This is a genomic window from Steroidobacter sp. (genome assembly GCF_036402275.1).
Classification (GTDB): domain Bacteria; phylum Pseudomonadota; class Gammaproteobacteria; order Steroidobacterales; family Steroidobacteraceae; genus Steroidobacter.
Window position 1 is genome coordinate 205,147 of record NZ_DASWTF010000048.1, and the last position, 23,008, is coordinate 228,154.

Here is a 23,008-nt window from a genome sequence, read left to right on the forward strand (position 1 = left end):
AAGGAAGACGAATGAGCAACCGCCGAGTTCAGCCGGGCGATCTGTATGCGATTCCGCACGGCAAGGTGTTTGGCCTGGCCAAGGTCATCTTCAAGCTGAAGAGCTACCGGGGCGTGATGCTGATTCGCCTTTACCACGAGCGGGGCAGCGATCCTCAAGGTCTGCGAATTCCAGATCCGACGGCGCCTGGCGCCCTGCACTACACGTGGAGTAGCTCTTCTCGAGATGGCGATTGGATATACCTTGGTAAGCAGGCTGTGACAGCCGAAGAGCTCGCCATGACCAAGCGCGTCTGGGGCGACGAGGTCTGGATCGAAGACACGCACGTGGGAGCTGCGACGGAGCAGGATAAGAAGACACTGCAGCACTTCAGCATCTATGGCTGTGAGCTCCTCAGCCAGGAGTTGACACGCAACGCAGGCAACTGACCGACCGTCAGACAGTTGCCCCGGCGCAAGACTTGGAAGCTGGAGTCGGAGTATAAGATGAAGCGGCGGGGTACGAACTGACCGAGGGAAATCCCATGGCACACAGCCGCTGGGTCAGAATCTGCCACTGGATCGCTGCCGCCAGCTTCCTGGCGCTGGCGCTCAGCGGATTTTTCATCCTGATGGTGCATCCGCGTCTTTATCTGGGCCATGTCGGCAACGACCTGACGCCAGCGCTGTTGACGCTCCCTATCAGCAACAACTATCGGCCCGACGAGCTGCAAAATAGGATGGTGTTCACGGAGGTGCCCGGCGCGCCCGTCACCGCCGAGCGCAACTTTCATATATTCAATCAGAACGGCTGGGCACGCAGTCTGCATTTCCTGGCCGCATGGATACTCGTCGGCGCGGGTGCGATTTATTTTTTGCTCGGAGTCTTCAGCGGCCATTTGAAACGTAACTTGCTTCCGCGTGGCCGCGAGCTCGCGCCGCGATCGCTGGTGCAGGACCTGCGCAACCACTTTCCTCCCCGTGTCGGTCCGGCAGCCGTCGGACCGCCTTATGGGTTACTGCAGAAGCTCACGTACACGATTGTCATGTTTGTCGTTCTACCGTTGATGGTCGCGACAGGCCTGACGATGTCGCCGGCGGTGACCGCCGCTTATCCGATTCTGCTGGATGTGTTCGGCGGCTACCAGACAGCCCGCACCATCCATTTCTTTGCGTTCGCATTCCTGGTGCTCTTCTTGATCGTTCACCTCGCGATGGTGATCGCGACCGGATTCTATCGCCAGCTGCGCGCCATGACCTGGGGGAGTAAGTGATGAAGCAGCCAAGTCGGATGCTCCGTCGTACCTTTATCAAAGGCATGGCTTCCTCGACCGGCGTGCTACTGGCCGGCTGTTCCCAAACAGATCCACCCACCTACGGGCACGTGCTACGCATGGGCGATCTGTTGACGTACAAGGCCCATCGGCTGTTGCTCCCTGCTCATTCGCTCGCGCGGGAATACGACTATGCCGATATTTCCTCGGTACCTGCGATCGGCACGACGAATCCTTCGGGCCATAAGGAGCATGGGCCGGTGTATGAGCGCCTGCTCGCCAACCGGTTTGCAGATTGGCGACTTCCGGTTGAAGGCAGCGTGACGCGGCCGCGCGGTTTCTCGCTTGATGAGTTGAAACGCATGCCGTCGCGGACTCAGATCACGAGGCACACATGCGAAGAAGGCTGGTCGGCGATCGCGCAATGGACCGGTGTGCCCTTGCGCAGCGTTCTGGAGTCCGCCGGCATTCGCCCGACCGCTCGGTTCGTGCAGTTCTACGCCTACGACGGTTGGGTTGACGGCATCGACATGCTCGATGCGTTACATCCGCAGACCATACTCGCCTACGGCATGAACGGCCGCGATTTGCCAATCAGTCACGGCGCGCCGTTGCGAGCCAGGGTCGAGACTCAGCTCGGTTACAAGAGCACCAAATTCATCAGGCGCATCGTGGTGACCGATCGCTTCGACGATCATGGCTCCAGGGGATTCATCCAGAATGGCTGGAGCTGGTACGCTGGCATCTGAACCCGCAGGCGGCGCTTCGAAAGGTCCGCTTCGGCTCGGAAACAGCCTTGTGCCGCCCCAGTGATGACCGGAAAATCGCTCCTACACGTCCCCCGACCCGCCGCACGCACCGCTTCGACGCCAGGTCAGGACCGCTTTCGCTATCTCATCGACCGGATCGAGAAGGCGCGGCGAGCGCGAGCCGATTGGGACGAACTGATCGTCGCGTTCAAGAAGTCCGACGCCGATCGCATCCATCCCTTGCGTGCGACGCTCAAGCAAGTCACGCGCGCTACCGTTTTCCAGATCGATCGACTGCTCGATAAAAAGGGCTGGTCCCGAGCGGATCAGAACGCGCTGAAGGAGATCGCGTGCCATACGGCGGAAGCTCTCCTGCACGCCAATCCTGACGATGTCGAGATGCGTGCGATCTTCGACCGCTATAGTTCGACGACCTTCCGAGAAATGCAGGAAGCAGAGCTCGAAGAACTGAAGCAGGATGCGAAGGAACACATGGGCATAGATCTGGACGATGTCGACATCAAATCCGAAGAGGACTTGGTGGAGCGCGTCTACGAGCACATGAAGAACGCCGAAGCTCGTCAACGCGAGCAGTCGGCGGACCATCGGAAGTCGCCAGGGCAGCAACGCGCCGAAACCAACGCTAAAACTGCGAAGCAGTTTCTGAGAGAGATCTACCGCAAGCTGGCAAGCGCGGTGCATCCGGATCGCGAAGTAGATGCTGCGCGACGCGCCGAAAAGACTGAGCTCATGCAACAGATCAATCGCGCATATGCGACAAACGATCTGTTGACGCTGCTTGAAGCGCAGCTGCGTCTCGAGCTCATCGATCCAGATCACGTGAGCAAGATCAGCGGCAAACGGCTGCAGCAATTCAATCGACTACTCTCACAGCAGCTCGAAGCGGCGACGGCCGAGCTGCGATCGCTTCAGGATTCCTTCCGCATGGATTACGACCTGCCGCACGGCCGTGCGATCACTCCTCAGTCTCTTCATTTGGTCACGCAACGTCGCGCGCGGGAATTGCGGGCGCACATCGATCAGCAAAAGCGCTTTCTCGAAGTTCTCACGAACACGAGTGCAACAAAACGCTGGCTCAAAGAACAACGACGCTTCGACAACGGTTGGGACGAGGACTGACGCGCCAGCAATGTTTCCAAATGGCTGTCGACCTTTTTGACAGCCGCGATGGAGATTGGAACGCCGCCCCCGATTCGTTTGTTTGATAACGCCGGGCACCACCGCGCGTGTCCCGCGTAGGGAAGAGACTACAAGGCGCTCATTCTCGGGGAGAAACAAATGCGTGCGATGCTCCTGGCCAGATTCGTCGCTTGCTCTTCGTTGTTCTTCTTCAATCTCACATTCGCCGCCGAGCCGCTGATCCTCGAAGAGGCCAGGCTCGTGCCGAGCGACCCTTCACCGCCAGGCTTCGGCAGCTCTGTCGCAATCGACGGCGATGTCGCGGTCGTGGGTGCGACGGATGGCGGCGGTATGCCCGAACATGGTCGGCCTGGCGCGGCCTATGTGTTCGAGCGGCAAAGCAACGGCGTGTGGCAGCAGGTCGCGAAACTGTTGCCGTTGCACGAGGAACCCCAAGGGACGGGCTCGAGTAACCTCGGCACCTCGGTCGCGATCGAAGGCAACGTGATCGTGGTCGGAACTTACTTCAGTCCACAAACCACAGTGTTCGAGCGCATCAACGGGGTGTGGACACGCGCGGCAGTCCTCGATACCAGTGCGGTGGATGTCGACATCCGGGATGGCACGATCATCACTTCGTACACTTGGGGCGCGCATCTGTATCGCCGCGGGGCAACTGGTTGGACAAGAGTCCAGGATCTGGTTAATGGCCAACCGCAGCCAGATGCGGATTATCTCGGGCGCGGTGTTGCCATCTCATCGATCGCGGCATTTCACGGCAGCTACGGCAACGAGGACGAGATCAACCCGTCGGCCCCCAGCACCTTATACATTTACCCGCTCGGCCCCAATCGCTTGTGGACGGGCGCGCCGCCGACCGCCATCCCCGATCCGTCCGGGACGCAGGCGCCAAGCAGCTTCACGGCGAGCATCGAAGCGTCGGGGTCGAGAGCCCTCGTCTCCGGTTTTCCTGAAACTTATATTTTCGAGCGGAATGCTCGAGGCGAGTGGAATGTCGCGCAGACCCTGGCGGGCGCCATCGACATCGATGGCGATACGATCCTGGGCGCGTCGGCCTCGCAAGGTCTCGGCATTTATCGCCACACGTCCGCCGGGTGGACACGCAAGGCTTCACTGGCCTCGAGCGTTCGCGAACCGCTGGGCTCGCTGGAATTGAGAGGCAATCGCGTCATCGCTGGCGGCAACTGGACCGTTCCGCGCCCCACCGGGGCCGTCGCCTATGTGTTCGATATACCGAATCAGCTCGCGCCGAATCCGCCGATGCTCCACGAAAATTTCGAAGATGGCGCCGCGAACGGCTGGGTCGCACAGCCCAACAGCACCTTCAGTGTAGCGAGCGTCGGCGGCTCGCGGGTCTACCGACAAACCAATGTCACGACCGGAGCAGCGTCGATCTACCCAACCGCCGACTGGGATCGCCAATCGATTCAGGCGGACGTAACGCCTCGTTCGTATGCGGCGCCTCCGGGCGATCGATGGTTCGGATTGATGGTGCGCTACATCGATGCCAACAATTACTACTACATCACGGTGCGTAACTCGAACACGATTCAGCTCAAGCGGATCGTCAACGGCGTCGTCACGACGTTGGGCTCTGCGGCTTTGTCTGTCGCGCTCCATCGCAACTATGCATTGCGACTGGAGGCGCATGGTGAGCAACTGCGTGCGTTCGTGGAAGGTCGGCTGGTGCTCACCGCGAGGGATAGCTCGCTGACTCGTGGACGACCCGGCATCGCCATGTATCGCACGCGCGCCGACTATGACAATGTGATCCTGAATCCGGACCCGAGCGTGATATTGAAAGACGAGCGCTTCAACACGCCGACGATACAGATGGATTGGGATTGGGTGAATTACGCTTATCAATGGGTGAAGCTGCCCGACGCAACCGTGTTCACGCAACCGACCACCGGCGGCGGCGCGTACGTGTTCTCCTATTACTCCCACGGCACCGATCAGATCATCCGAGCGCGGCTCCGCGCGACTCAGTTCAACGGCGCGGATCGATGGATCGGCCTCATCGGTCGTTACGTCGATGCGCAGAACTATTATTACCTGACTCTTCGCAACAGCAATCAGATCTCACTGAGAAAACTGACCAATGGTGTCATCACGACGCTGGATACCTCTGCAACACCTCCGGTGACGGTGAACACCTGGTATGACCTGCGTTTGGACATCGTTGGAACGACGCTGCGTGCTTACATGAATGGTGTATTGATGCTCGAAGCAACCGACCAGACGGCGCCTCATCCTGCGGGTCCTGCAGGCGTCGCCGCTTACAAGACCGCAGCTGAAGCCGACGATTTCCTGGTCGTTCAACCTTGAACTGCCACGGGCGACAGTGCACTTGTTGACAATTATCTAAATAGAGGAGCAGCATCGCTTCGGGCTACAAGGCCGTGCCCACGAACGCAGTTGCCGTAAAGTCGCGGACGGACTCTCAAGGAGAAGGTCATGACCGGGCTCGTTTTCTCCACTGCGCGCACGATGTTTCTTTCGCTGGTCCTGATCGCCTGCACAGTGGGCGCGACGCCGCAGGCGCATGCCGAAGCAGGCGATTACAGCGCCCTGCAGACCATCGTGAATCTGGTCTCCCCGCCGCCTGCCGACAGCCCGGTGACGCCAGCCCAGATGCAAGGGCCTTATCCGCTATTGCCGAATCCTTCTGGATTCAACGACGGCTTCAGCCCTGGCGCCTACTATCAATGGCAGACAATCAAACTCGCGCCCTCAACCGGCGCGGTATGCGGCGACGGTTCGCAATATAAATTTTTCGTGAACCGTGTGCCCAACACGCGGAACACCATCATTTACATGGAAGGCGGCGGTGCGTGCTGGGACTATGCAAGTTGCAGCGGCCAGACCGGCATTCGTGGCGCTCGCAATCCGAATGGCATTCCAGACGATTACATGAGCCTGATGAATCCTGCGAGCAGCCTGGTCAGTCCCTTCGTCGTGCGCGCCCATCCGTGGTCGTCGGTCAAAACCCAGAACTGGAACATGATCTATGTTCCCTACTGCACCGGAGATGTATATAGCGGCGACAAAGTCGCGGTGTATAACGATCCCACCGGGCAGAACACTCCGCTGGTGTTTCATCACAATGGCGCCCGCAATACCCGCGCCGTCCTCGCGTGGCTGAAAAACAAGCTGCCCCGGCCTACGCAGATGCTATCGACGGGCTGCAGCGCGGGCGGCATCGGCAGCCTCAACAGCTACGCGACTGTCCGGCGCGATCTGGCTCCGACCTACGGATATCTGATCAACGACTCCGGGCCGTCGTTCTCCGCGCCCGTCGGCGGCAATCCCGCACAGTACCCGTCGGTGCCGTTACATACTCAGATTCGCTCCGCTTGGGGATTGGATCAGGGGCCGATGCCGTATCTGGCCTCGGTGCTACCCGCATTCAACAGCAACAATTTCGGCAGCATTTACGCGGCGCTGGCCGCGAAGGTACCGAACGATCGCCTCGGCCACACGCATTTCTGGCAGGACCTGAATTATTCCTCGTACTCGTACGAGCGCTTCTTTCCAGAAATCGTCAACGCGCCGAGCCAGGCTGCGAAAGAAGCGCTGATCCACGCCAAGTGGGGCACGGATACCGAGCGCCTGAGACAGACGTTGCAGACGCTGCCCAGCTTCGGTGGCTACTTCCCGCAATTCCGCGCGCTGAACGAAAGCCACTGCACGACCATCGTCGATTTCGAGAACGGCGACATTCAAGAACGCTCGCTGGAACTGCGCAACTTCATCGATAGCGTGCTGGACGGCAGCGGCGCCGTGCTCGACGCGTCCGAAGCCAGCGATCAAGCCGACCGCGCCAAGCCGCCCAACCTGATTTATCAACTGATCGAGTCGCTGTTGTAGGCGCGTCGATGAAAGCTCGATGGACAACGATCATTGCCCTTGCGCTGGCAGGCGTGGCCGTTGGCTGGGTCGTACATCTGAGCAAGCCCACAGCGGAACGAACGAAGCAGACCGACGCGCGTGGAATCCTCGACGAAATGAGGGAGAATCGGAATGCTCCCTCCTCCACGCCTGCCTCTGCCGACGCGGCAACACAGACGAGCGAGGATGCGAGCCCTGTCGATGTCCACGAGCGCGCAAGATTCAATGAGCGGGCCCGAGAATTTTTCGCGCAGGCTCCGGCCTTGTCGCCCGAGGAGGCTCGTCGGCGAGGAGCCGATCTCTCACAGGAGCTCTCGCGCATCGAGCAGGCTGGAGGTCTGTCCGCGGGCGAAACATTCCTGCTTCGTGCCGGATTGATTCGAGCCACGGTTGCCGATGAACGGCAACAATTAGCGCAGATACGCGCACTCAAGGAACGCTACGAGCTAGACACCCGTCAACGCAACGCTCTGGCGGCCGCGCAGTCCGATCCGATGTTTCAACTGTACAAGGTTCGGGAAAGTCAGATCGTCGCCGAGACCCTGTCGCTGCAGACCATCCCGGACGGCCTGAGTCGCGACGAATATCTCCGACGCCGCTTGCAGGCGGAACGCGAGCAACTGCTCGGCGAGGGAATGTAGTTGTTGGCAATGCGCACGCCGCCGTCCAAACGACGCGCGCAGACCCTCAATCGAAATCGGTCGCGATAGCGAGCTCGCGCCATGCGTCGATGTCTTTGCGGAACGCCGCCAGCTTGCGATCGGCCATGGCATGGGCGGCCGGCCCCAAGGGCAGATGTAATGGTGGGTTCTCGCTATCGACCGCTTTCAAGATCACGGCAATCGCCTTGGCCGGATCGCCGGCCTGCTTGCCATCGTTGCTGTCGCGGTACACGCGCCGCTGGCCTGCGGTTTGGCCATAGTCGCCGATCTGGCGCTTGGCCACGGTGATCGAACGACCGAGGAACGCTGTGCGAAACGGGCCGGGTTCGACGATGATGACGCGCAGCCCGAGCGGAGCAACCTCCTGGTCCAGTGCTTCGGACAAGCCTTCGACCGCGAACTTACTGGCGTTGTAGTAGCCCGAACCTGCCATCCCTGCGATTCCCGCGCCGGAGGACAGGTTGACGATGCGACCGCCGCGCCGCTGTCTTAGTACCGGTAATGCGGCGCGGGTGACTTCGATCAGCCCGAACACATTGACGTCGAACAGCGGTCGGTACTCGTCAGGCGTTGTTTCTTCGATCGCACCGAACAGCCCGTGGCCGGCGTTGTTGACCAGTACATCCAAACCGCCGAAAGCTTCCGTAGCGAACGCGACGGCCGCGGTTGCCATCTCCGGCCGCGTCACGTCCAGGGCACATACGCGAACCGTTTGTGGGAACTCCTGCGCCAGATCTCGCAGAGTCTCCGGGTTGCGGGCCGTCGCTACCAATTGGTCGCCGCGCGCAGCGACAGCCCGAGCGAGATGTTGGCCCAAGCCGCTGGAGCAGCCGGTGATCAACCAAGTTTTCTTCATGAGTTTCCCCTCGTATCAGCGCATGCCGCCCGCAGCGAGGATGATCTCGCCCGTTACCCAGCGCGCATCGTCCGATGCGAGATAGGAAACGATCGGAGCGATGTCCTCTACCTGGCCGATCCGGCCGAGTGGCGTCTGGCTTTCGTTCCAGGTCTGGAAGTCCGAGCCCATGACGCCGGCAGTATGGGTGCCTTCGGTTTCGATCAAGCCAGGGTTCACCGCGTTGACGCGGATGCCGCGCGGGGCGAGTTCGCGCGACAGCACGCCGGTGATGGCATCGAGCGCACCTTTTGTGCCGCTGTAGATGGCACTCTCAGCCGGAAGGACCCGCGTGACGACGGAACTAATGTTGATGATGCTGCCGCCCTTGCCCAGGTGTGGCGCGGCGGCGGCGACGACCAGTAGAGGACCAAGAACGTTGATGTCGAACTGCTTGCGATAGAGCTCTTCGGTGGTCTCTTCGATCTTGGCGAACTGGTAAATGCCGGAGTTGTTCACCACGATGTCCAACCGGCCGAAGTTGTCGATGGCCGCCTTGACCAGCCCCTCGACCTCCGTCTTGTTGCGAACATCCGCACCCACCGCCACGGCCTTCCCGCCAGCGGCTTCGATGTCGGCAACCACTTTGTCTGCACCGCCCTTACTCGACGCGTAATTGACGACGACCTTGGCGCCGTCTGCTGCGAGCTGGCGGGCGATGCCCGCGCCGATGCCTTTCGAAGCGCCCGTTACGATGGCAACTTTGTCTTTCAATTTGCTCATGTCGTGAGATTCCGGATGTGTCTGGCCCGGAATGGGCCTCGACTCAGTGAGGCGCGATGGTGATCCCGACAGGATTGTTTGTGGACTGCCATTCCTGCATATTTCTCGTTCATTTTTGAACGGGGGTCGGCGATATTGGAGTGGAGCGACGTTCGCATCTTTCTGGCGGTAGCCCGCGGCGGATCCCTCGGCGAGGCCGCCCGGACTCTGGATGTGAGCCACCCAACGGTGGGTCGCCGGATCAAGGCGCTCGAAGATGAAGCAGGGCAGCCGCTCTTCCGCAGGACGAAGGACGGATTGGTGCTCACGGACGCCGGGGACGCCGTGCTAGCGCTGGCGGAATCCATGGAGAATTCCGCGCTGTCGCTGGAAAGGCGCCTGGCCGGCAACCACGAACGTCTCGAAGGTATCTTGCGGATATCGTCAGCGGATTGGTTTGCTGGCTATGTTCTGGCTCCCGTCCTGGCCGAGTTGGGGCGCCGGCATCCAGCGGTTGTGCCGGAGGTAATCGCGAGCTACCGATTACTCGATCTTTCACGTCGTGAGGCCGACGTGGCCTTTCGCATCGTGCCCTTTAGCGAGCCGGACATTGTTCAGCGGCGTCTGATGAGAATGTCATACGGTCTTTATGGCTCGGCTGAAGCCGCACGAGCCATGCAGAACGATCCGGTATCCGTGGGGCTCATTCTCATGAACACGGCGCAATCTCACTTTCCTGATGTCGCCTGGTTACTTGATAAGTTCCCACTTTCGCGGCGCGTCTTCACAAGCACGAGCCGAAGCGTTCAAGCACAGATGTGTTTGCGAGGCATGGGCGTTGCAGTGCTGCCAAGGCCGCTTGGCGATGCGTTATCTGGATTGCAGCGGATCGACACACCGGATCAACCGCCGTCGAGAGATATATGGGTGGGTTATCACCACGACTTGCGGCATATGGATCGGTTGCGAGCGATGCTGGATATCGCCGATGCGATGCTGGCGGATAGTGCCGCTGCGGGTGCCGACATTCCCGCCTAATCCGGTCCGCGAGCGACGTAATAGCGATTCGGGCCGAGGGATGAATGCGCCATTTAACAGACGACGTTTCTGCAGAAACGTCCCTCGCTGGACTTTGCTTGCGGCCAGGCACGGACACGGGCACGGTATGCTGGCGGTTGCAAAAGATCCGGCCTGCCCAAATGCGTGAGGCACTCATATGAAGATCGTCCTCCAACTGTTCCTGGCCTGCTCACTGTTGATCGTGGCTGGCGGCTTGAGCGCTGCACAGCCGAACCCAGCCGGAGTCACGCAGGCGTCGCCGGTCGTTCTGATTACCGGCTCGAATCGGGGCATCGGGCTGGCACTTACGAAGGCATACGCAACGGCGGGTTGGCGTGTCATTGCCACGTGTCGCGACCCGAGTCGCGCGAGCGAACTGAAGGAACTGGCCGCAGTTCATCCCAACGTAGTCGTCGAAACGTTAGACGTTACGAGTGAACCATCGATCACGGGGCTCGTCGAGAAGTACCGCGGCAAGCCCATCGACGTGCTCGTCAACAACGCAGGAACCTCCGGGCGCTATGAAGGGCAGATCCCAGGACAGTTCGATGAAGCAACATTCACGGAAATCATGCGGGTGAATGCGTTCGCACCGCTGCGAATATCCACGGCCTTCCTCGACAACGTGAGCGCCAGTGAACACAAGAAAATAATCGCGATCTCGAGCGGCAGGGGATCCGTGAGCAAGCCGTTCCTGGAGCGGCGCGCATACTTCTACGACATGAGCAAGAGCGCGCTAAATCTGGGCATGCGCAAGCTTCAGAGCGATGTTGCGGAAAAGCGCGTGCTAGTAGGCGTCTTTGCGCCAGGGATCGTCGATACGGAGCTGAACAATGATCTGCGCAACGGCGTGCCGGCCATCAGAAAGCTGATTTCTCCCGAGGAGAGCGCGGCTGGGCTCGTAGCCCTGATCGCAAACCTTTCCAAAGAAAACCAGCACCGCTTTCAGAACTACAACGGTGAAACATTCGAGTGGTGACTCCAGTAGAGAACGAGGACCCGCCGTCGGGCTCTCCTCTGCCCGGTCGTTCAATCGTCCGCGAAGTGATTGGGCGCACCGCTCATGCAAAAGACATCACAGATCACTCTCTGTGATCTTCTCGCTGCGCAGCTCGCGCATACCGCCGCGGAGACATCCCCATCACACGTTTGAAAGCCGTGTTGAATGCGCGCTCAGATTCATAGCCAAGTGAACTGGCAACCCGCGCCAGCGTGCAGCGACCACTGACTAGCTTTTCTCCGGCTAACATCATTCGCCAGCGTGCGAGATAGGCAATCGGTGTCTCACCCGTGCGTTGGCGGAATCGCTCGGCAAATAGTGACCGCGACATCCCCGCTCGTGCGGCGAGTTCCTGCACCGTCCATGGAAACGCCGGATGGGCGTGTATGGCAGCAAGAGCCAGGCTCAATTGCGGATCTGCCAGCGCTGCAAGCCAGCTCACATTGTCGATCGATTGTTGCGACAGATACAGGCGTAAGGCCTGCACCAGCATCATGTGCGCAAGCTGTTGCGCGACTAACGACGAGCCGGGTTGCGCCTCCCGGAACTCTTCCATCATGTGCTCGATGGATAACCGCAATCGCTCGCGATCGCCCGAAGTCTCGATGCGCATGAGCGGCGGCATCGTCTGCAACAGCACTTCGGCGTGACGGCCGTTCACCTCGAAGCGACTACCGATCAGGTATACGTCTCCACCGCCGTTGTAAGTGACGATCTCGCCACTGCGATTCGGATCGAGCACCTCGCTTGCCCGCTTCGGCGTCATTGCCAAGTCGCTACCAATAGTCACCGTACGCCCGCTGGGCAACACGAAACAGTCGCCCGCGCGAAGCTGCATTGGGTGCTCGAGATGATCCATCGACAACCAGCAACTGCCCTTGATCACGGCGTAGCACTTGATGCGGCCCGCCAGGTCATCGAGGGTGAGCGCCCAGGCTCCGCCGGCGTCGAATCCCGCGGTGATGTAGCTGCGAGGCTTCAGAAGCGAGAGAACCTCGGAAAGGGGATCCATGCATGCCTTCGGACGATCGCGAACAAAAAGCAGATTCCTGAGCATAGATGTTCCACCAGGGCGCCGCTAGAGTGCCGCCCATCGTCAATGGTGGAGACCAACGCTTTGAAAGCCGCAGTTGTTGAGACATTCGGTGTAGCGCCGTCTTTTCAAGATTTCCGTGAGCCAGAAGCGAGTGAGGGTGAGAGCGTGGTGACAGTGCACGCCGCCGCACTAAGCCCGATCGTGAAGGCCCTCGCAGCGGGCAAGCACTATGCAAGCAGTGCGACCGCTGGTTTCGTTCCCGGTGTCGATGGCGTGGGACGCGATAGCACGGGCCGTCGCGTTTACTTTCTCTTCCCGAAAGCGCCATTCGGTTCGATGGCGGAAAAGTCGCTGGTCGCGAACGAGATGATGGTGCCAGTACCAGACAAGATTTCCGATCTGCGTGCAGCGGCAGTTGCCACTGCAGGACTCGCCTCGTGGATTGCACTTTCGCGACGCGCGAAAGTACAGGCAGGTGAGACAGTCATGGTCATCGGCGCGACTGGATCGGCCGGCAGCATGGCGCTTCAAACCGCTCGTTACTTCGGCGCCAGCAAAGTCATCGCCGTCGGGCGTAATGAGCAGAAACTCGCGGCGCTCGATGCCGACGTGAAGATCGTGCTGAATGACAGCGCCGATGAAACGCTGTGCGCGCAGTTCGGCCAACGAGTGGATGTCGTGCTCGACTTCGTGTGGGGCGAGCCTGCCACGCGCGTCCTCAGGGCTGCGACACAGCGACGAGGCTCACCCGCCGGTGAGGCACGCTTACGCTATGTGCAACTCGGTACGCTTGCGGGCGACGTCATTCCGCTCCGCGGCGACATGCTACGCAGTACCGGAGTCGAGTTGCTCGGTAGTGGCATCGGCAGCGTAGCGGTGAAGGATCTGGTCGCCGGAGCAAGTGAGTTGCTCGCGGCTGCCCCGGAGGCCGGCTTTAACGCTCCGTTCGAAAGCGTGCCGCTACGATCGATCGCTGACGCCTGGAATGGCGATCCGGACGTTCGATACATCCTGACACCTCCATCAAGTTGAGAGTCTCCAGCGCAGGATCGATCACTTCGCGCGCGAGCGACTACGCGTGAGAGCGGCAATGCCCTCACGGCTCAGCACGGGTGATAGGCGACGAGTTGCGAGCCCGATACCCCGGGCGCATCCTGTCGGCGCGAAGTGAGGTCGTTGGGGGAAGGGTAATGTCGGGACAAGCGCCCGAATCCAGAGTGGGGCCCGAGCCAAGCAGTCCGCCAGCGAGCGTTCAGCCCCCGCCCAACGGCACCAACGATGATGCGCCGCACATCGCAGCGCCTGCGCACAGCCACCACTCGCGCATCTCGTTCCGATTCCTTGAGCAGCTCAAGCAACGCAACGTCATTCGCGTCGCAATCCTCTACCTCGTGGTGTGCTGGCTGATTCTCGAACCGGCGTACGTCGTCTTTCACATGCTGGAGGTGCCGCCGTGGGCGAATCGGCTGGTGGTCGTACTGATGGCTATCGGCTTCCCCTCGGTGCTCCTGTTCGCATGGGTGTATGAAATTACGCCGGAGGGGCTGAAACCCACGGTCGAGGTGGAGCCGAGTCGGTCCATCCGGAAGCAGACGGGGCAGCGGCTCAACCGCGCGATATTCGCCGTAATGGCCATGGCGCTCGTGTACTTCGTCGTCGATAAGTTTTGGCCATCGCGACCAGTGGCCGTGTCGGAGCACGCGTCCGACGCAACTCGAGAGGCCGAAGCCGCGATGAACGTGGACACCGCGGATAAAACGATTGCGGTACTGCCATTTGTGGATTTGAGCGAGAAGAAGGACCAGGAGTATTTCGCGGATGGCATGGCCGAGGAGATCATCGATCTGCTCGCCAAGGTTCCAAATGTCAAGGTAATAGGCCGGACGTCATCATTTCAGTTCAAGGGAAAGAACACGGACCTGCGGGAAGTCGGCAAGGCTCTGGGCACTGCGAACGTTCTCCAGGGGAGCGTCCGGCGTTCGCAGGATCGCGTCCGCGTCAATGTGCAGCTGATCGATGCGCGCGACGGCTCACACCGCTGGTCCGAGTCTTACGACAGACCTATCGGAGATGTGCTCAAGGTTCAGGACGACATTGCGGCCGGGCTCGTGCGTGCAATTCAAGTGCAGGTCGGCGCAGCAGATCTTCCGGCGCGCACTACCGTTGTCAACCCAAAAGCCTATAGCCTGTTTCTCCGCGCGCGTGCAGCGCGCGACCGCCAAGACATACAAGGACAAGAGGACGCCCTTCGGTACTACGGGCAGGCGCTGAAGGCCGATCCCACGTTCGTGCCTGCTGCTGCGGGTGTGGCGCGCGCATCCATCGCAATTTTCAACTATACGAGGACGGAGCGTGACGCGAGTCAGGCGCGAGCAGCGATCGATGCCGCACTCATGCTGGATCCTAACCTTCCCGAGATGCATGGCTTGCGTGCCTGGCTCTACATGAATGATGGTCTCAACTGGGCCGCGGCAGAAGCTGAGACACGACAGGCCTTGCGCATGGACCCGGAGAATCATTTCATACAGATGGATGCCGGGGTGCTCGCATGTGCATTGGGACGGTGGGATGAGGCCATGCGATATTTTCGGGCTGCACTCTCGCATGACCCATTCAATTCGGGAATGATCAATCACTCTGCCTCTTGTTTGCTCCGCTCGGGACACCTCGTCGAAGCGGAAGAGCAGATACGTCATGCGCTCGCGATCAGCCCGACCAACGACCCAGGATGGGCAATCTTCGGCCGGGTATTACTGGCGCGGGGCGAGCTTTCGGCGGCGCTGGACGCTTTTCGTCACACCACTTGGCGGCACAACCGCCTCGTGGGACTCACTGCTGTCTACTACGCAATGGGCCGCCGGGATGAGTCCGAGCAGGCCATGCGCCAGCTGGAGGCAGAGGCTGCAGCCGAGGCCCCTTATGAGGTTGCTCAGGGCCGCGCTTACCGCGGGGAATTTGAGGAGGCACTGAAGTGGCTCGAGCGTGCAGGAGCTCAAAAAAACGTAGACGTGATGATAACAGCGGTCAAGGGCGATCCCGCGTTCGCGCGGTACACGGGCGATCCACGTTACCGCGCATGGCTGCGAAAGCTAAACTTGCCAGACTGACAGCTGGCAGCCGTGAAGCGAACATTTGCGAGTGACTGAAATGGGTCGGAATCAGCTATGTGCCTGTCGTTTGTCGCCCCCTTGCGGCTATCGATTCGACTCGTGGCGCCGTTGCGGGTGTCCACAATTCCGCCTCATCCGCTGCGCAAGCGACGTAGCAGCGATTCGATCGCCCATGCGTGGTCGTAAGTTTCGCCGTCCCAGCGAGTCGCGGCCGTGCGCCGGTCGATGTGCAATCTCTGTTCTTCATGCGTGGCGACTAGCTGGTGCCAATCGCTGAGTGGCTGTGTGTGGTTTTGTAGCGTGCTATCGAAGGATTCACCGGTCGGCGTCACAAAACGAATCGCGCCGTCGTCGAGCACCAGGACCACGACGTTGCCTTCGTGGACCTGTCGGTGATGAAAACGGCAGAGACTCACGAGGTTGGAGAGTTTCGTTTCTCCGCCGTGCGCCCAGTGCTGAATGTGATGGCCATCGAGAAACCGAGTGTTGGGGCAGCCGGGGAAGCGACAACAGCCACGGTCGCGCGACCGCATCGCGCGGTGTAGCGCGGGCGGGATACTGCGCGTCTTCCGGCCCACATTGAGCGGCTCGCCGTCTTCGTTCTCTATGATGGGAACGACGCTGCAATCACAAGATAAGCGCCGAGCCGTTTCTGCAGAAACGCTCGGCCCATGTTCGAAGTTACAACGGCCCGGTGCGCTGTCTCGCAGCGTCTCTGCGTCCACGTGCACCACTATCTGATGTCGATCCCCACCTTTGAGCGCCGCGGGACCTTGAGCGAGAAATGTTTCCGCCATCATCGTCAGGGCTTCAACTTTGCGGGCCGATGGATGGATGCGCCATTTAACAGATGGCGTTTCCGCAGAAACGTCCTCCGCCGCTGGGATCTCTTCGCATGCCGCCTCGATGGCTTTAATAAACATCTGCCCTGCCTCGGCGGGCAGCCGCGCCTTGATCACGAGCATGCCGTCCTCGTCATGAAACCAGGTGAGCTTCCGGTCGAGCTGCTGTTGCGCCTCACGCCCCAACTCTTCCGCTTCCTTGCAGCGGCGGAAGTCACGCACGATGCGCTCTACATGCACGGCCGTGCCATGCAGCGCGTACATGAGTAGCGTGTCTTCGGTGTTGGGGCACGCCACGCGCGTCAGCGCGCGGACCTTCGCATAGCTCAACTCACCGCGCTCCATCGCCGCGGCAATCTTCGGCAGGTTCATCAGCGCATGCGCCGTGCGCACTTTCTCGCGCGCCGCGCCCATGTCGATGCCGCACTTCCAATTGAGCCAGTGAGCACAAGAGGCGCTCGCGCCATCGCTCCAGCCTTTGCGGCGATCCCACTCGGCAATCAGCATCAGCAAACGATAGTTGGCTGCGTTGAGATGGCCGGCGAGCTCAACGATTTGATGGCCGACGTTCTGGAGCGATTGCCAATCGGCCGCTCGTGCTTCGTCTTGCTGGGTTCGGTGAACACTTTCCATACTCATGGTGCAGTCTCCGCAAGAACGCTGCTTTACCTCGCCCCTGGCACCCTCTGCCGCTCTCTTTGACTCCGGCAGAGGGTGCTCAGGCGTCAAACACTCAGGCCAGATACACGAGCGTCGCCTCTCTCACCTGATACAGCCCACGGCTCGCGGGCTCCGATCCGCCTTCGCCTGGCTCTCCACCGCCGCGCTGCCGAAGCGCCTCGATCAACGGCTTCAGGTTCACGAGATCTAACATCACCGCCGCCTCGTCCACCCAGCTCTCGAGAGCCTTCGCCACCTCCGCGTGCAAGACTCCGTCATCATCATCCGAGTACAACAGTACGTCCGATAAACAATGAAGCGTCGCGCGCACCTGCATCAGCAGGCTTCGCACGTTCTCCACGGCTTCTTCTAAGCTGCGCGGCGGACTTGGCGGTGGTGGTGTTAGCGGATCGCCACTGCCGAGTGCCGCGCTCGACGCCACGGCGGTGGTTGTGGAATGTTTGCGTCGTGAACGGCGCGGCTTGAAAGTATTATCGCTAGTAGCCATGTCATCCTCCTTTTCAGGGTGATTTGGTCAGGCGTTCGGCGGTGTTCGAGCACCGTCGGGCGCCGCCTTTGATGCATTGAACTCACTTGCTGTGGATCGACTTTGGGGCCCGCTCGAAAAGTACGGGATGGGTTTCGGGCGGAGATCGCTGTGCCCCAGATTAGGCACGGGATCGATCGTATCTCGGCGCGTCGTTACTGTATATAACAACAGACCGCATTAAAAAAAATGTTCCTCCGCTCCCGCGCACCTCGCGCGCGCGAGCCACTACGCGTGAGAGCGGCAGTCAGCGCCACGGCTCAGCATGTCTGCTTGCGGCCCGGAGCGGGCAAAGGCATGAATTCCGCTGCCGAAATCGGCATGCCAGCGCGCAACCATTTGACGCCCGGAAGCTCGGATCAACTCAGCAAGGTAGCCAGTTATTCACATCGCGCCGACGACAGTACGGCGCTACAGTCGTTGCATGCCGCCCCACCTGCTTGAGGCGCTTCTGCAGTTGTTTCTTAATCGAACTGATTTCCGACTGCGAACTTCGACCTAAGGGTCGGCGCACACACCGTCACACAGTGGAGGATGAAGAGGACGACACAGAGTACCGCCCCCTGTTGCTCCGTGACGATGGGGCGCGACGGCGCATAAGACCGGTCTACTAGCATGCAACCGCGCTGCAAATGAACCGTACTCACAGTGTACCTCGGGCCTCGAAAGCGTGGGACGGAGTAACGACCATCGCATGCTTTGCTACCCGACCAGATCGGAACCGTCGCCGCTGTCGGTTTGGATGGAACGCATCTCCCCATGCCCGACGCCGCTCGCGTGGTGCCATAAGACCGATGCCTTCAAACTCCAGCAGATCATTCGGAGCGGTACGCTGCGCTCGCCAGCCCCCTGCAACAAGTTTAGCGAACATCTCACTTACTACTGCTTAGGCAAACCGGCATACAAAGACCCTCGCAACACCTCGATAGGGACTATGGCGCGAGCCCCGGTGGTCATTCTCATGTCACCTGACATTTATGACTGGCGCAAGCGAGTATTTCCGTTCGACAGCGGCGCGTTTTTCGCCGGACGATATCGAAAGTACATGCATGAGCGGGATGAGCTCTACAACTACGACGTGACTCGCCTGCCCGACTCCCCTGGCAGATTCATATCCTCCTTCTACAAGAGCATTTACGATTACCTGACGCACCAGCCCCGCCCACCGATCGTGCCATATGCCGACTTCTACCAAGTCGAGGCATTGGTCTCGATGCTCACTGACCCTGACGCTTCCAGCGCCGACGATCGCCGCCTCGTCATGGAGCTGCAGATCGAAAAGCCTATTCCGTTCGAGTGGCCGTTGGTGCGTGGCCTGATCCTGCCGCGAGCGCTCGAATCGAACTCCATTGTCTCGTCGTTCCTGTCTGGTCCAGGTCGCGGGGTCGAGGTTCGCTGGTTCGACGTATCCCCTCTCAAGCTGGCCATCGAGTATCAAGCGCTGCTCGAGCGCGAGGCTCTTGAAATGCAGGTTGGTGGAGGCTGCTATGAAAGACGATAGCGGCGTGCTGATCGGAGTCTGTCGTCCCGTGCCCGACGCTCTCGGCTTCGTCACCCCTGTTTTCCGGGATCGTACTGGCGAGCCCGTCGCTCAGATCGTAGAGGACGGTCGCATCGTACGATTCGTGCAATTAGATCTAGGAGAAGAGTTCGTCCCACTGAAGAGCCTCGCCAGCGTGAGTGTTGGCGATCCTGCGCTCTACGGAATGGAGTTCGACGACTGCATCGCCGTGGGCTCGCCGATAAGCGCAATGACTCGCGGTCCTGGCAACGTGGCGGACTGGTCGGACGTGGATGCCATCAAAGCCGCTCTCGAATCCAATCGATATAAGAAGTCGAGCGAGCTTCTCACTTTTCCACGCCCTCGGACCAACAAGCGGAACCTGTTCAGTCTCGCGGCATGTGCGGCGGGGCTTGTCTTTGCTCTCACAGCCGTCTTCGGCGTGCAGCATTACCTGAAGTCCCCGCAGGTCGTCACGACCGGCGCAAGCGAGTGGGATCACAGGACGCTCCGGGACGGCAGCTCCATCCACGTCGATGCTCGGAGCAACATCAAAATCGAGTACTCCGACGCCGCTCGCTTGGTACATCTGCGCGCAGGCGGCGCAGTTTTCGAAGTGACGAAGGATGCGAACCGGCCATTCATCGTGAGAACGCACTTGGTGGACATCATTGCCGTCGGGACCAGGTTCGGTGTCGCGATCGATGGTGGAGTGACGACGACGGTATCAGATGGAACGGTGAAGGTGGCGGGTCGCGGACACGTCAATGGTTCGGCGGTACTCGTGGAAGCAGGCGAGGAACTGCGCGTACCGGATAGCTCACTTGCATTGCCGTCCGTTGCACCCGTGGACGCAAAGAACAAGTTGCAATGGACAAGCGGCTGGCTGGACCTCACAGGTGCGACCGTCGCCCAAAGCGTCGCGCAGTTCAACCGTCGCAACCGCGTGCAGCTCGTCGTGGACAGTCCGACACTGAGCGCCAAGGTGATCGAATACGCCCGCGTCAAGGTGGACCAGCCGATGGATTTCGCTGCAGTGATTGCGCAGGAACCGGGCGTCAAGATGACGTTCGATACCAAGAACGATGTAATTCGACTGTCGGATTAATACTCGTGCAATGGTGCAAACGCAGATGGTCATGGATGCTCGCAGCCCCGCTGCTGACTATATGCGTGGCCGCGCTCCCCGCCGAACCGCAGCAAGCGAAGCAATTTCATCTCGACATCTCTGGCGGTCCGGTCGTTTCGGTCCTGCGGCAGTTCTCCAGCCAGACCGAATTGCAAGTCGTAGCCAATCTCCATGAAAGTGAAACCAAGGAGCTGGGAGCTTTCGTCGGCCACGCGTCAGCCGACGAAGCGCTGCAGACGCTGCTGAGGGACACCGATCTGTCGTACACATGGCACGCTGACTCCGCGATAAGGATTCATAGTAGGCGGCGGCCAAGTGCAGAAGATGGGGTCCACTCGATTATGGTCATCGGTACTCGGCTCGATCACGAGCATGGTCCAGCACCCAAGATCGCGTACACGCGTAAAGATATTGAACGATTCGGCGTCTCCACGCTGGGCGATCTGTCGCGCTATTTCATTCAACAGCCTTTCTCGTACGGCACAGGGCATTTGCAAAGCGGTGCACAGTCGCTGCAACTGCGCGGCTTGGGCGTCGACACCACGCTCGTGCTGATCAATGGCAAGAGAGTGTCGACGAGCGCGAACAGCATCTCGCAGAACACGATCGACTTGAACAGCTTTCCCGTCACCGCAGTGGAGCGAGTCGAAGTGATGTCCGATTCAGCGTCGGCCATCTATGGCGCGGATGCGATTGGCGGAGTAGTCAACATCATCCTGAAGCGCGTTGTCACGCAGCCGGAGATCCAGCTGCACTATGGTGAAGCCGATGGCGGAGCCACGCAGCGGCGCATTGCAGCCTCCTTCGGCGCCAGCAACGATCGCCTTAAGTCCACTCTCTCGCTGGATTTCCATGAAACGACGTCGCTGATGGGACAGGAGCGGGATTTGACGAGAAACCAAGACTTCCGCCGCTTCGGTGGACAGGATTACCGTGTCAGTACGACGCACGCGGGGAATGTCTATTCTCTGACGGGACGGCCCCTGCCGGGGCTCTCGTCATCGCGCGCCGCCGTTCCTCCAGGAACCGCGGGCATCGGACTCAGCCCTGCCAGTTTCTTCGCAACCGATGGCGAGTTGAATCTGGGCAGCTCGTTGAGCGATTGGTCAATCGCTCCGCCATGGCAGCGTGTGAGCGCGTATGGATCGGCCGAGTATCTGGCGACCGAGACAATCAGTCTGTTCGGAGAGTTTCTTGTGGCCGACGCTGAGCTGACCGCTCTGCGGGGCCCGCCTTCGCTGACTCAGCAAATCGTGCCAGCGTCCAATCCTTTTAATCCGTTCGGAGAGGCGGTCGCCGTCGATTATTCCTTCGCCGGCATGGGGCCGATCTCGCACGTGTACGAAACAAATCTGTTGCGCGGGGTCATAGGCGCCCAAAGCAGGATCGGCGATTGGGATTTGGAGCTGACCGGCCTGCACCATCACGAGAATGGATCGAACACCACGCGAGGCGGACTCGATTTCGAACGAGTCAGCTCCGCGATCCAGTCCACCGATCCGCAAAGCGCGCTCAATCTATTCTCCGATGGCCCGGCCGGCTCTACCGCGCTGCTGGATTCCCTGATAGCCCCGACGCAGAGTCTCGGCTTCGCGTTCTCCAGCTCTCAGCTGTCTGCAATCATGCGAGGGCCAGTGCTCAACCTAGGTGGCCGGTCAGCAGAGCTGACCGTCGGTGGCGAATGGCGTCTCGATGCAGCAGGTTTCTTCGAAGCAGGTAAGCGCATCGACGTGAGTCGTGATGTCGTCTCGGTTTTCTCGGAAATCAAGCTGCCGCTCTTCGACAAGCTGTCATTGAAGATAGCTCTCCGAGCCGATGACTATGGTGACGGCGGCGAGCAACGACTCAATCCCCAATACCGTGCGCTCTGGCAACCGCTCGACGAGTGGACCTTTCGTGTCGCGTATGGAACGAGTTATCGGCCGCCATCGCTGTACGAGCTGAACATGCCTGTGTCGCGGCTGACCGTGCCCATAGCGGACCCGCTAAGAGGCGGCGAGCTATCGAACGTCGGTTTCATCGTGGGGGCAAATCGCGATCTCGAATCGGTCACAGCGCATTCATTCACAGCCGGCTTTTCGTTTCAGCCTAGCTGGATATCGGGCCTGCGCCTCAGCGGTAACTACTGGCGAGTGCAGATGGAGAATCGGATCGTCCTGCCGATTTACTCGGAGCTGTTGAATCCGAATGGCGAATTGACCGGGCGCGTCGTGCGAGACGCGCCGACCGCACAAGACCTGCTGCGTGGCTGGGCGGGACCTTTACGCTCCATCGATCTGACCCGGGCAAACTTTGGCGAGCTGGATACGAGTGGCGTCGACCTGGAGGCCTCATTTTCGGTCGGGAGCGACTTCCGCGGTTTACAATTCAAGTTGTCTACGACCTGGGTCAACGACTATTCGATTCGCGACATGAATCAGGCGCTGCCTGCGGACCGCGTCGGGATTGCGAATATTCAAGGCACGATCCCGCAGTGGCGCGTCGTCGGTACTATGGGCGGGAGGCTAGGGGCCTTTGGTGCATCGACCACGGCGACATTTACGCCTTCCTATCAGGATGCGGATGTGTGGACCGGACCGCTGGACAGGCGCATTCGCTCGCGGGTGCTCGTGGATCTGCAGGCATGGATGGATCTGGACATCTTGGGCACTGCCTTGCTCGACGATGCGACCGTCATGCTCGGCGCGCGCAATGTGTTCGATGTCGCGCCGGAGTTTGCAAACGCTGGAGCGGCGTTTGGCTATGACGTCTCGCAAAACGATTTGATAGGCCGATTCATCTATTTCCGGCTCAGTAAGCGCTTCTGAGAACG

At 60.1% G+C, this 23,008-nt stretch carries 19 protein-coding genes; 14 read left to right on the plus strand and 5 right to left on the minus strand.

Features of this window, described 5'->3' with window-relative positions; all coding sequences use genetic code 11:
- Window positions 1-11: 11 nt before the first annotated feature.
- From VGD45_RS28065 to VGD45_RS28095, 7 genes are all read left to right on the plus strand, one after another.
- Window positions 12-428 carry a hypothetical protein gene (locus VGD45_RS28065; RefSeq protein WP_331158703.1) on the plus strand — a complete coding sequence of 139 codons (417 nt, stop codon included), beginning with the start codon at window positions 12-14 and terminating at the stop codon, window positions 426-428.
- A 95-nt stretch (window positions 429-523) separates the two neighbouring features.
- Window positions 524-1,252: a cytochrome b/b6 domain-containing protein gene (locus VGD45_RS28070; protein WP_331158704.1), complete on the plus strand. Its 729-nt coding sequence runs from the start codon at window positions 524-526 to the stop codon at window positions 1,250-1,252.
- Window positions 1,252-2,001, plus strand: coding sequence for a molybdopterin-dependent oxidoreductase (locus VGD45_RS28075; RefSeq protein WP_331158705.1), 750 nt, complete (start codon window positions 1,252-1,254; stop codon window positions 1,999-2,001). Before VGD45_RS28070 ends, VGD45_RS28075 begins: the two co-directional genes overlap by 1 nt.
- Window positions 2,002-2,064: 63 nt before the next feature.
- Window positions 2,065-3,141: a J domain-containing protein gene (locus VGD45_RS28080; RefSeq protein WP_331158706.1), complete on the plus strand. Its 1,077-nt coding sequence runs from the start codon at window positions 2,065-2,067 to the stop codon at window positions 3,139-3,141.
- Between the two features lie 159 nt (window positions 3,142-3,300).
- On the plus strand, window positions 3,301-5,490 hold the full coding sequence (locus tag VGD45_RS28085; protein ID WP_331158707.1) for a hypothetical protein: 2,190 nt from the start codon (window positions 3,301-3,303) through the stop codon (window positions 5,488-5,490).
- Between the two features lie 129 nt (window positions 5,491-5,619).
- Complete coding sequence (locus VGD45_RS28090; RefSeq protein ID WP_331158708.1) at window positions 5,620-7,032, plus strand: pectin acetylesterase-family hydrolase; 1,413 nt, start codon at window positions 5,620-5,622, stop codon at window positions 7,030-7,032.
- An 8-nt stretch (window positions 7,033-7,040) separates the two neighbouring features.
- Window positions 7,041-7,694 (plus strand): hypothetical protein, encoded by a 654-nt coding sequence (locus VGD45_RS28095; protein WP_331158709.1) that lies wholly within the window; start codon window positions 7,041-7,043, stop codon window positions 7,692-7,694.
- Between the two features lie 46 nt (window positions 7,695-7,740).
- Here VGD45_RS28095 and VGD45_RS28100 read toward each other — a convergent pair whose 3' ends face one another.
- Both VGD45_RS28100 and VGD45_RS28105 read right to left on the minus strand, forming a co-directional pair.
- Window positions 7,741-8,571, minus strand: coding sequence for an oxidoreductase (locus VGD45_RS28100; RefSeq protein WP_331158710.1), 831 nt, complete (start codon window positions 8,569-8,571; stop codon window positions 7,741-7,743).
- Between the two features lie 15 nt (window positions 8,572-8,586).
- Window positions 8,587-9,333 (minus strand): glucose 1-dehydrogenase, encoded by a 747-nt coding sequence (locus tag VGD45_RS28105; protein ID WP_331158711.1) that lies wholly within the window; start codon window positions 9,331-9,333, stop codon window positions 8,587-8,589.
- Between the two features lie 135 nt (window positions 9,334-9,468).
- Here VGD45_RS28105 and VGD45_RS28110 point away from each other — a divergent pair, with 135 nt between their 5' ends.
- Together VGD45_RS28110 and VGD45_RS28115 are read left to right on the plus strand one after the other, a co-directional pair.
- Window positions 9,469-10,350: a LysR family transcriptional regulator gene (locus tag VGD45_RS28110; protein WP_349263387.1), complete on the plus strand. Its 882-nt coding sequence runs from the start codon at window positions 9,469-9,471 to the stop codon at window positions 10,348-10,350.
- 178 nt (window positions 10,351-10,528) lie between these two features.
- Window positions 10,529-11,350 (plus strand): SDR family oxidoreductase, encoded by an 822-nt coding sequence (locus VGD45_RS28115; RefSeq protein WP_331158713.1) that lies wholly within the window; start codon window positions 10,529-10,531, stop codon window positions 11,348-11,350.
- 103 nt (window positions 11,351-11,453) lie between these two features.
- On the opposite strand, the gene VGD45_RS28120 is transcribed toward VGD45_RS28115, so the two are convergent.
- On the minus strand, window positions 11,454-12,383 hold the full coding sequence (locus VGD45_RS28120; protein ID WP_331158714.1) for an AraC family transcriptional regulator: 930 nt from the start codon (window positions 12,381-12,383) through the stop codon (window positions 11,454-11,456).
- A gap of 105 nt (window positions 12,384-12,488) precedes the next feature.
- Between VGD45_RS28120 and VGD45_RS28125 the strand changes: the two genes are divergently transcribed.
- Window positions 12,489-13,439, plus strand: a complete 951-nt coding sequence (locus VGD45_RS28125; protein WP_349263383.1) for a zinc-binding alcohol dehydrogenase family protein — start codon at window positions 12,489-12,491, stop codon at window positions 13,437-13,439.
- Between the two features lie 158 nt (window positions 13,440-13,597).
- A complete protein-coding gene (locus VGD45_RS28130; RefSeq protein ID WP_331158716.1) occupies window positions 13,598-15,514 on the plus strand; it encodes a tetratricopeptide repeat protein in 1,917 nt (638 codons plus the stop codon).
- Between the two features lie 134 nt (window positions 15,515-15,648).
- On the opposite strand, the gene VGD45_RS28135 is transcribed toward VGD45_RS28130, so the two are convergent.
- Both VGD45_RS28135 and VGD45_RS28140 read right to left on the minus strand, forming a co-directional pair.
- On the minus strand, window positions 15,649-16,998 hold the full coding sequence (locus tag VGD45_RS28135; RefSeq protein WP_331158717.1) for an HNH endonuclease: 1,350 nt from the start codon (window positions 16,996-16,998) through the stop codon (window positions 15,649-15,651).
- 94 nt (window positions 16,999-17,092) lie between these two features.
- Window positions 17,093-17,527 carry a hypothetical protein gene (locus tag VGD45_RS28140; RefSeq protein ID WP_331158718.1) on the minus strand — a complete coding sequence of 145 codons (435 nt, stop codon included), beginning with the start codon at window positions 17,525-17,527 and terminating at the stop codon, window positions 17,093-17,095.
- Window positions 17,528-18,308: 781 nt separating this feature from the next.
- Between VGD45_RS28140 and VGD45_RS28145 the strand changes: the two genes are divergently transcribed.
- The 3 genes from VGD45_RS28145 (at window position 18,309) to VGD45_RS28155 (ending at window position 23,003) form a co-directional block, all read left to right on the plus strand.
- Window positions 18,309-19,067, plus strand: coding sequence for a hypothetical protein (locus tag VGD45_RS28145; RefSeq protein WP_331158719.1), 759 nt, complete (start codon window positions 18,309-18,311; stop codon window positions 19,065-19,067).
- Window positions 19,054-20,175 (plus strand): FecR family protein, encoded by a 1,122-nt coding sequence (locus VGD45_RS28150; RefSeq protein ID WP_331158720.1) that lies wholly within the window; start codon window positions 19,054-19,056, stop codon window positions 20,173-20,175. Before VGD45_RS28145 ends, VGD45_RS28150 begins: the two co-directional genes overlap by 14 nt.
- A gap of 362 nt (window positions 20,176-20,537) precedes the next feature.
- Window positions 20,538-23,003 carry a TonB-dependent receptor plug domain-containing protein gene (locus tag VGD45_RS28155; protein WP_331158721.1) on the plus strand — a complete coding sequence of 822 codons (2,466 nt, stop codon included), beginning with the start codon at window positions 20,538-20,540 and terminating at the stop codon, window positions 23,001-23,003.
- Window positions 23,004-23,008 lie beyond the last annotated feature (5 nt).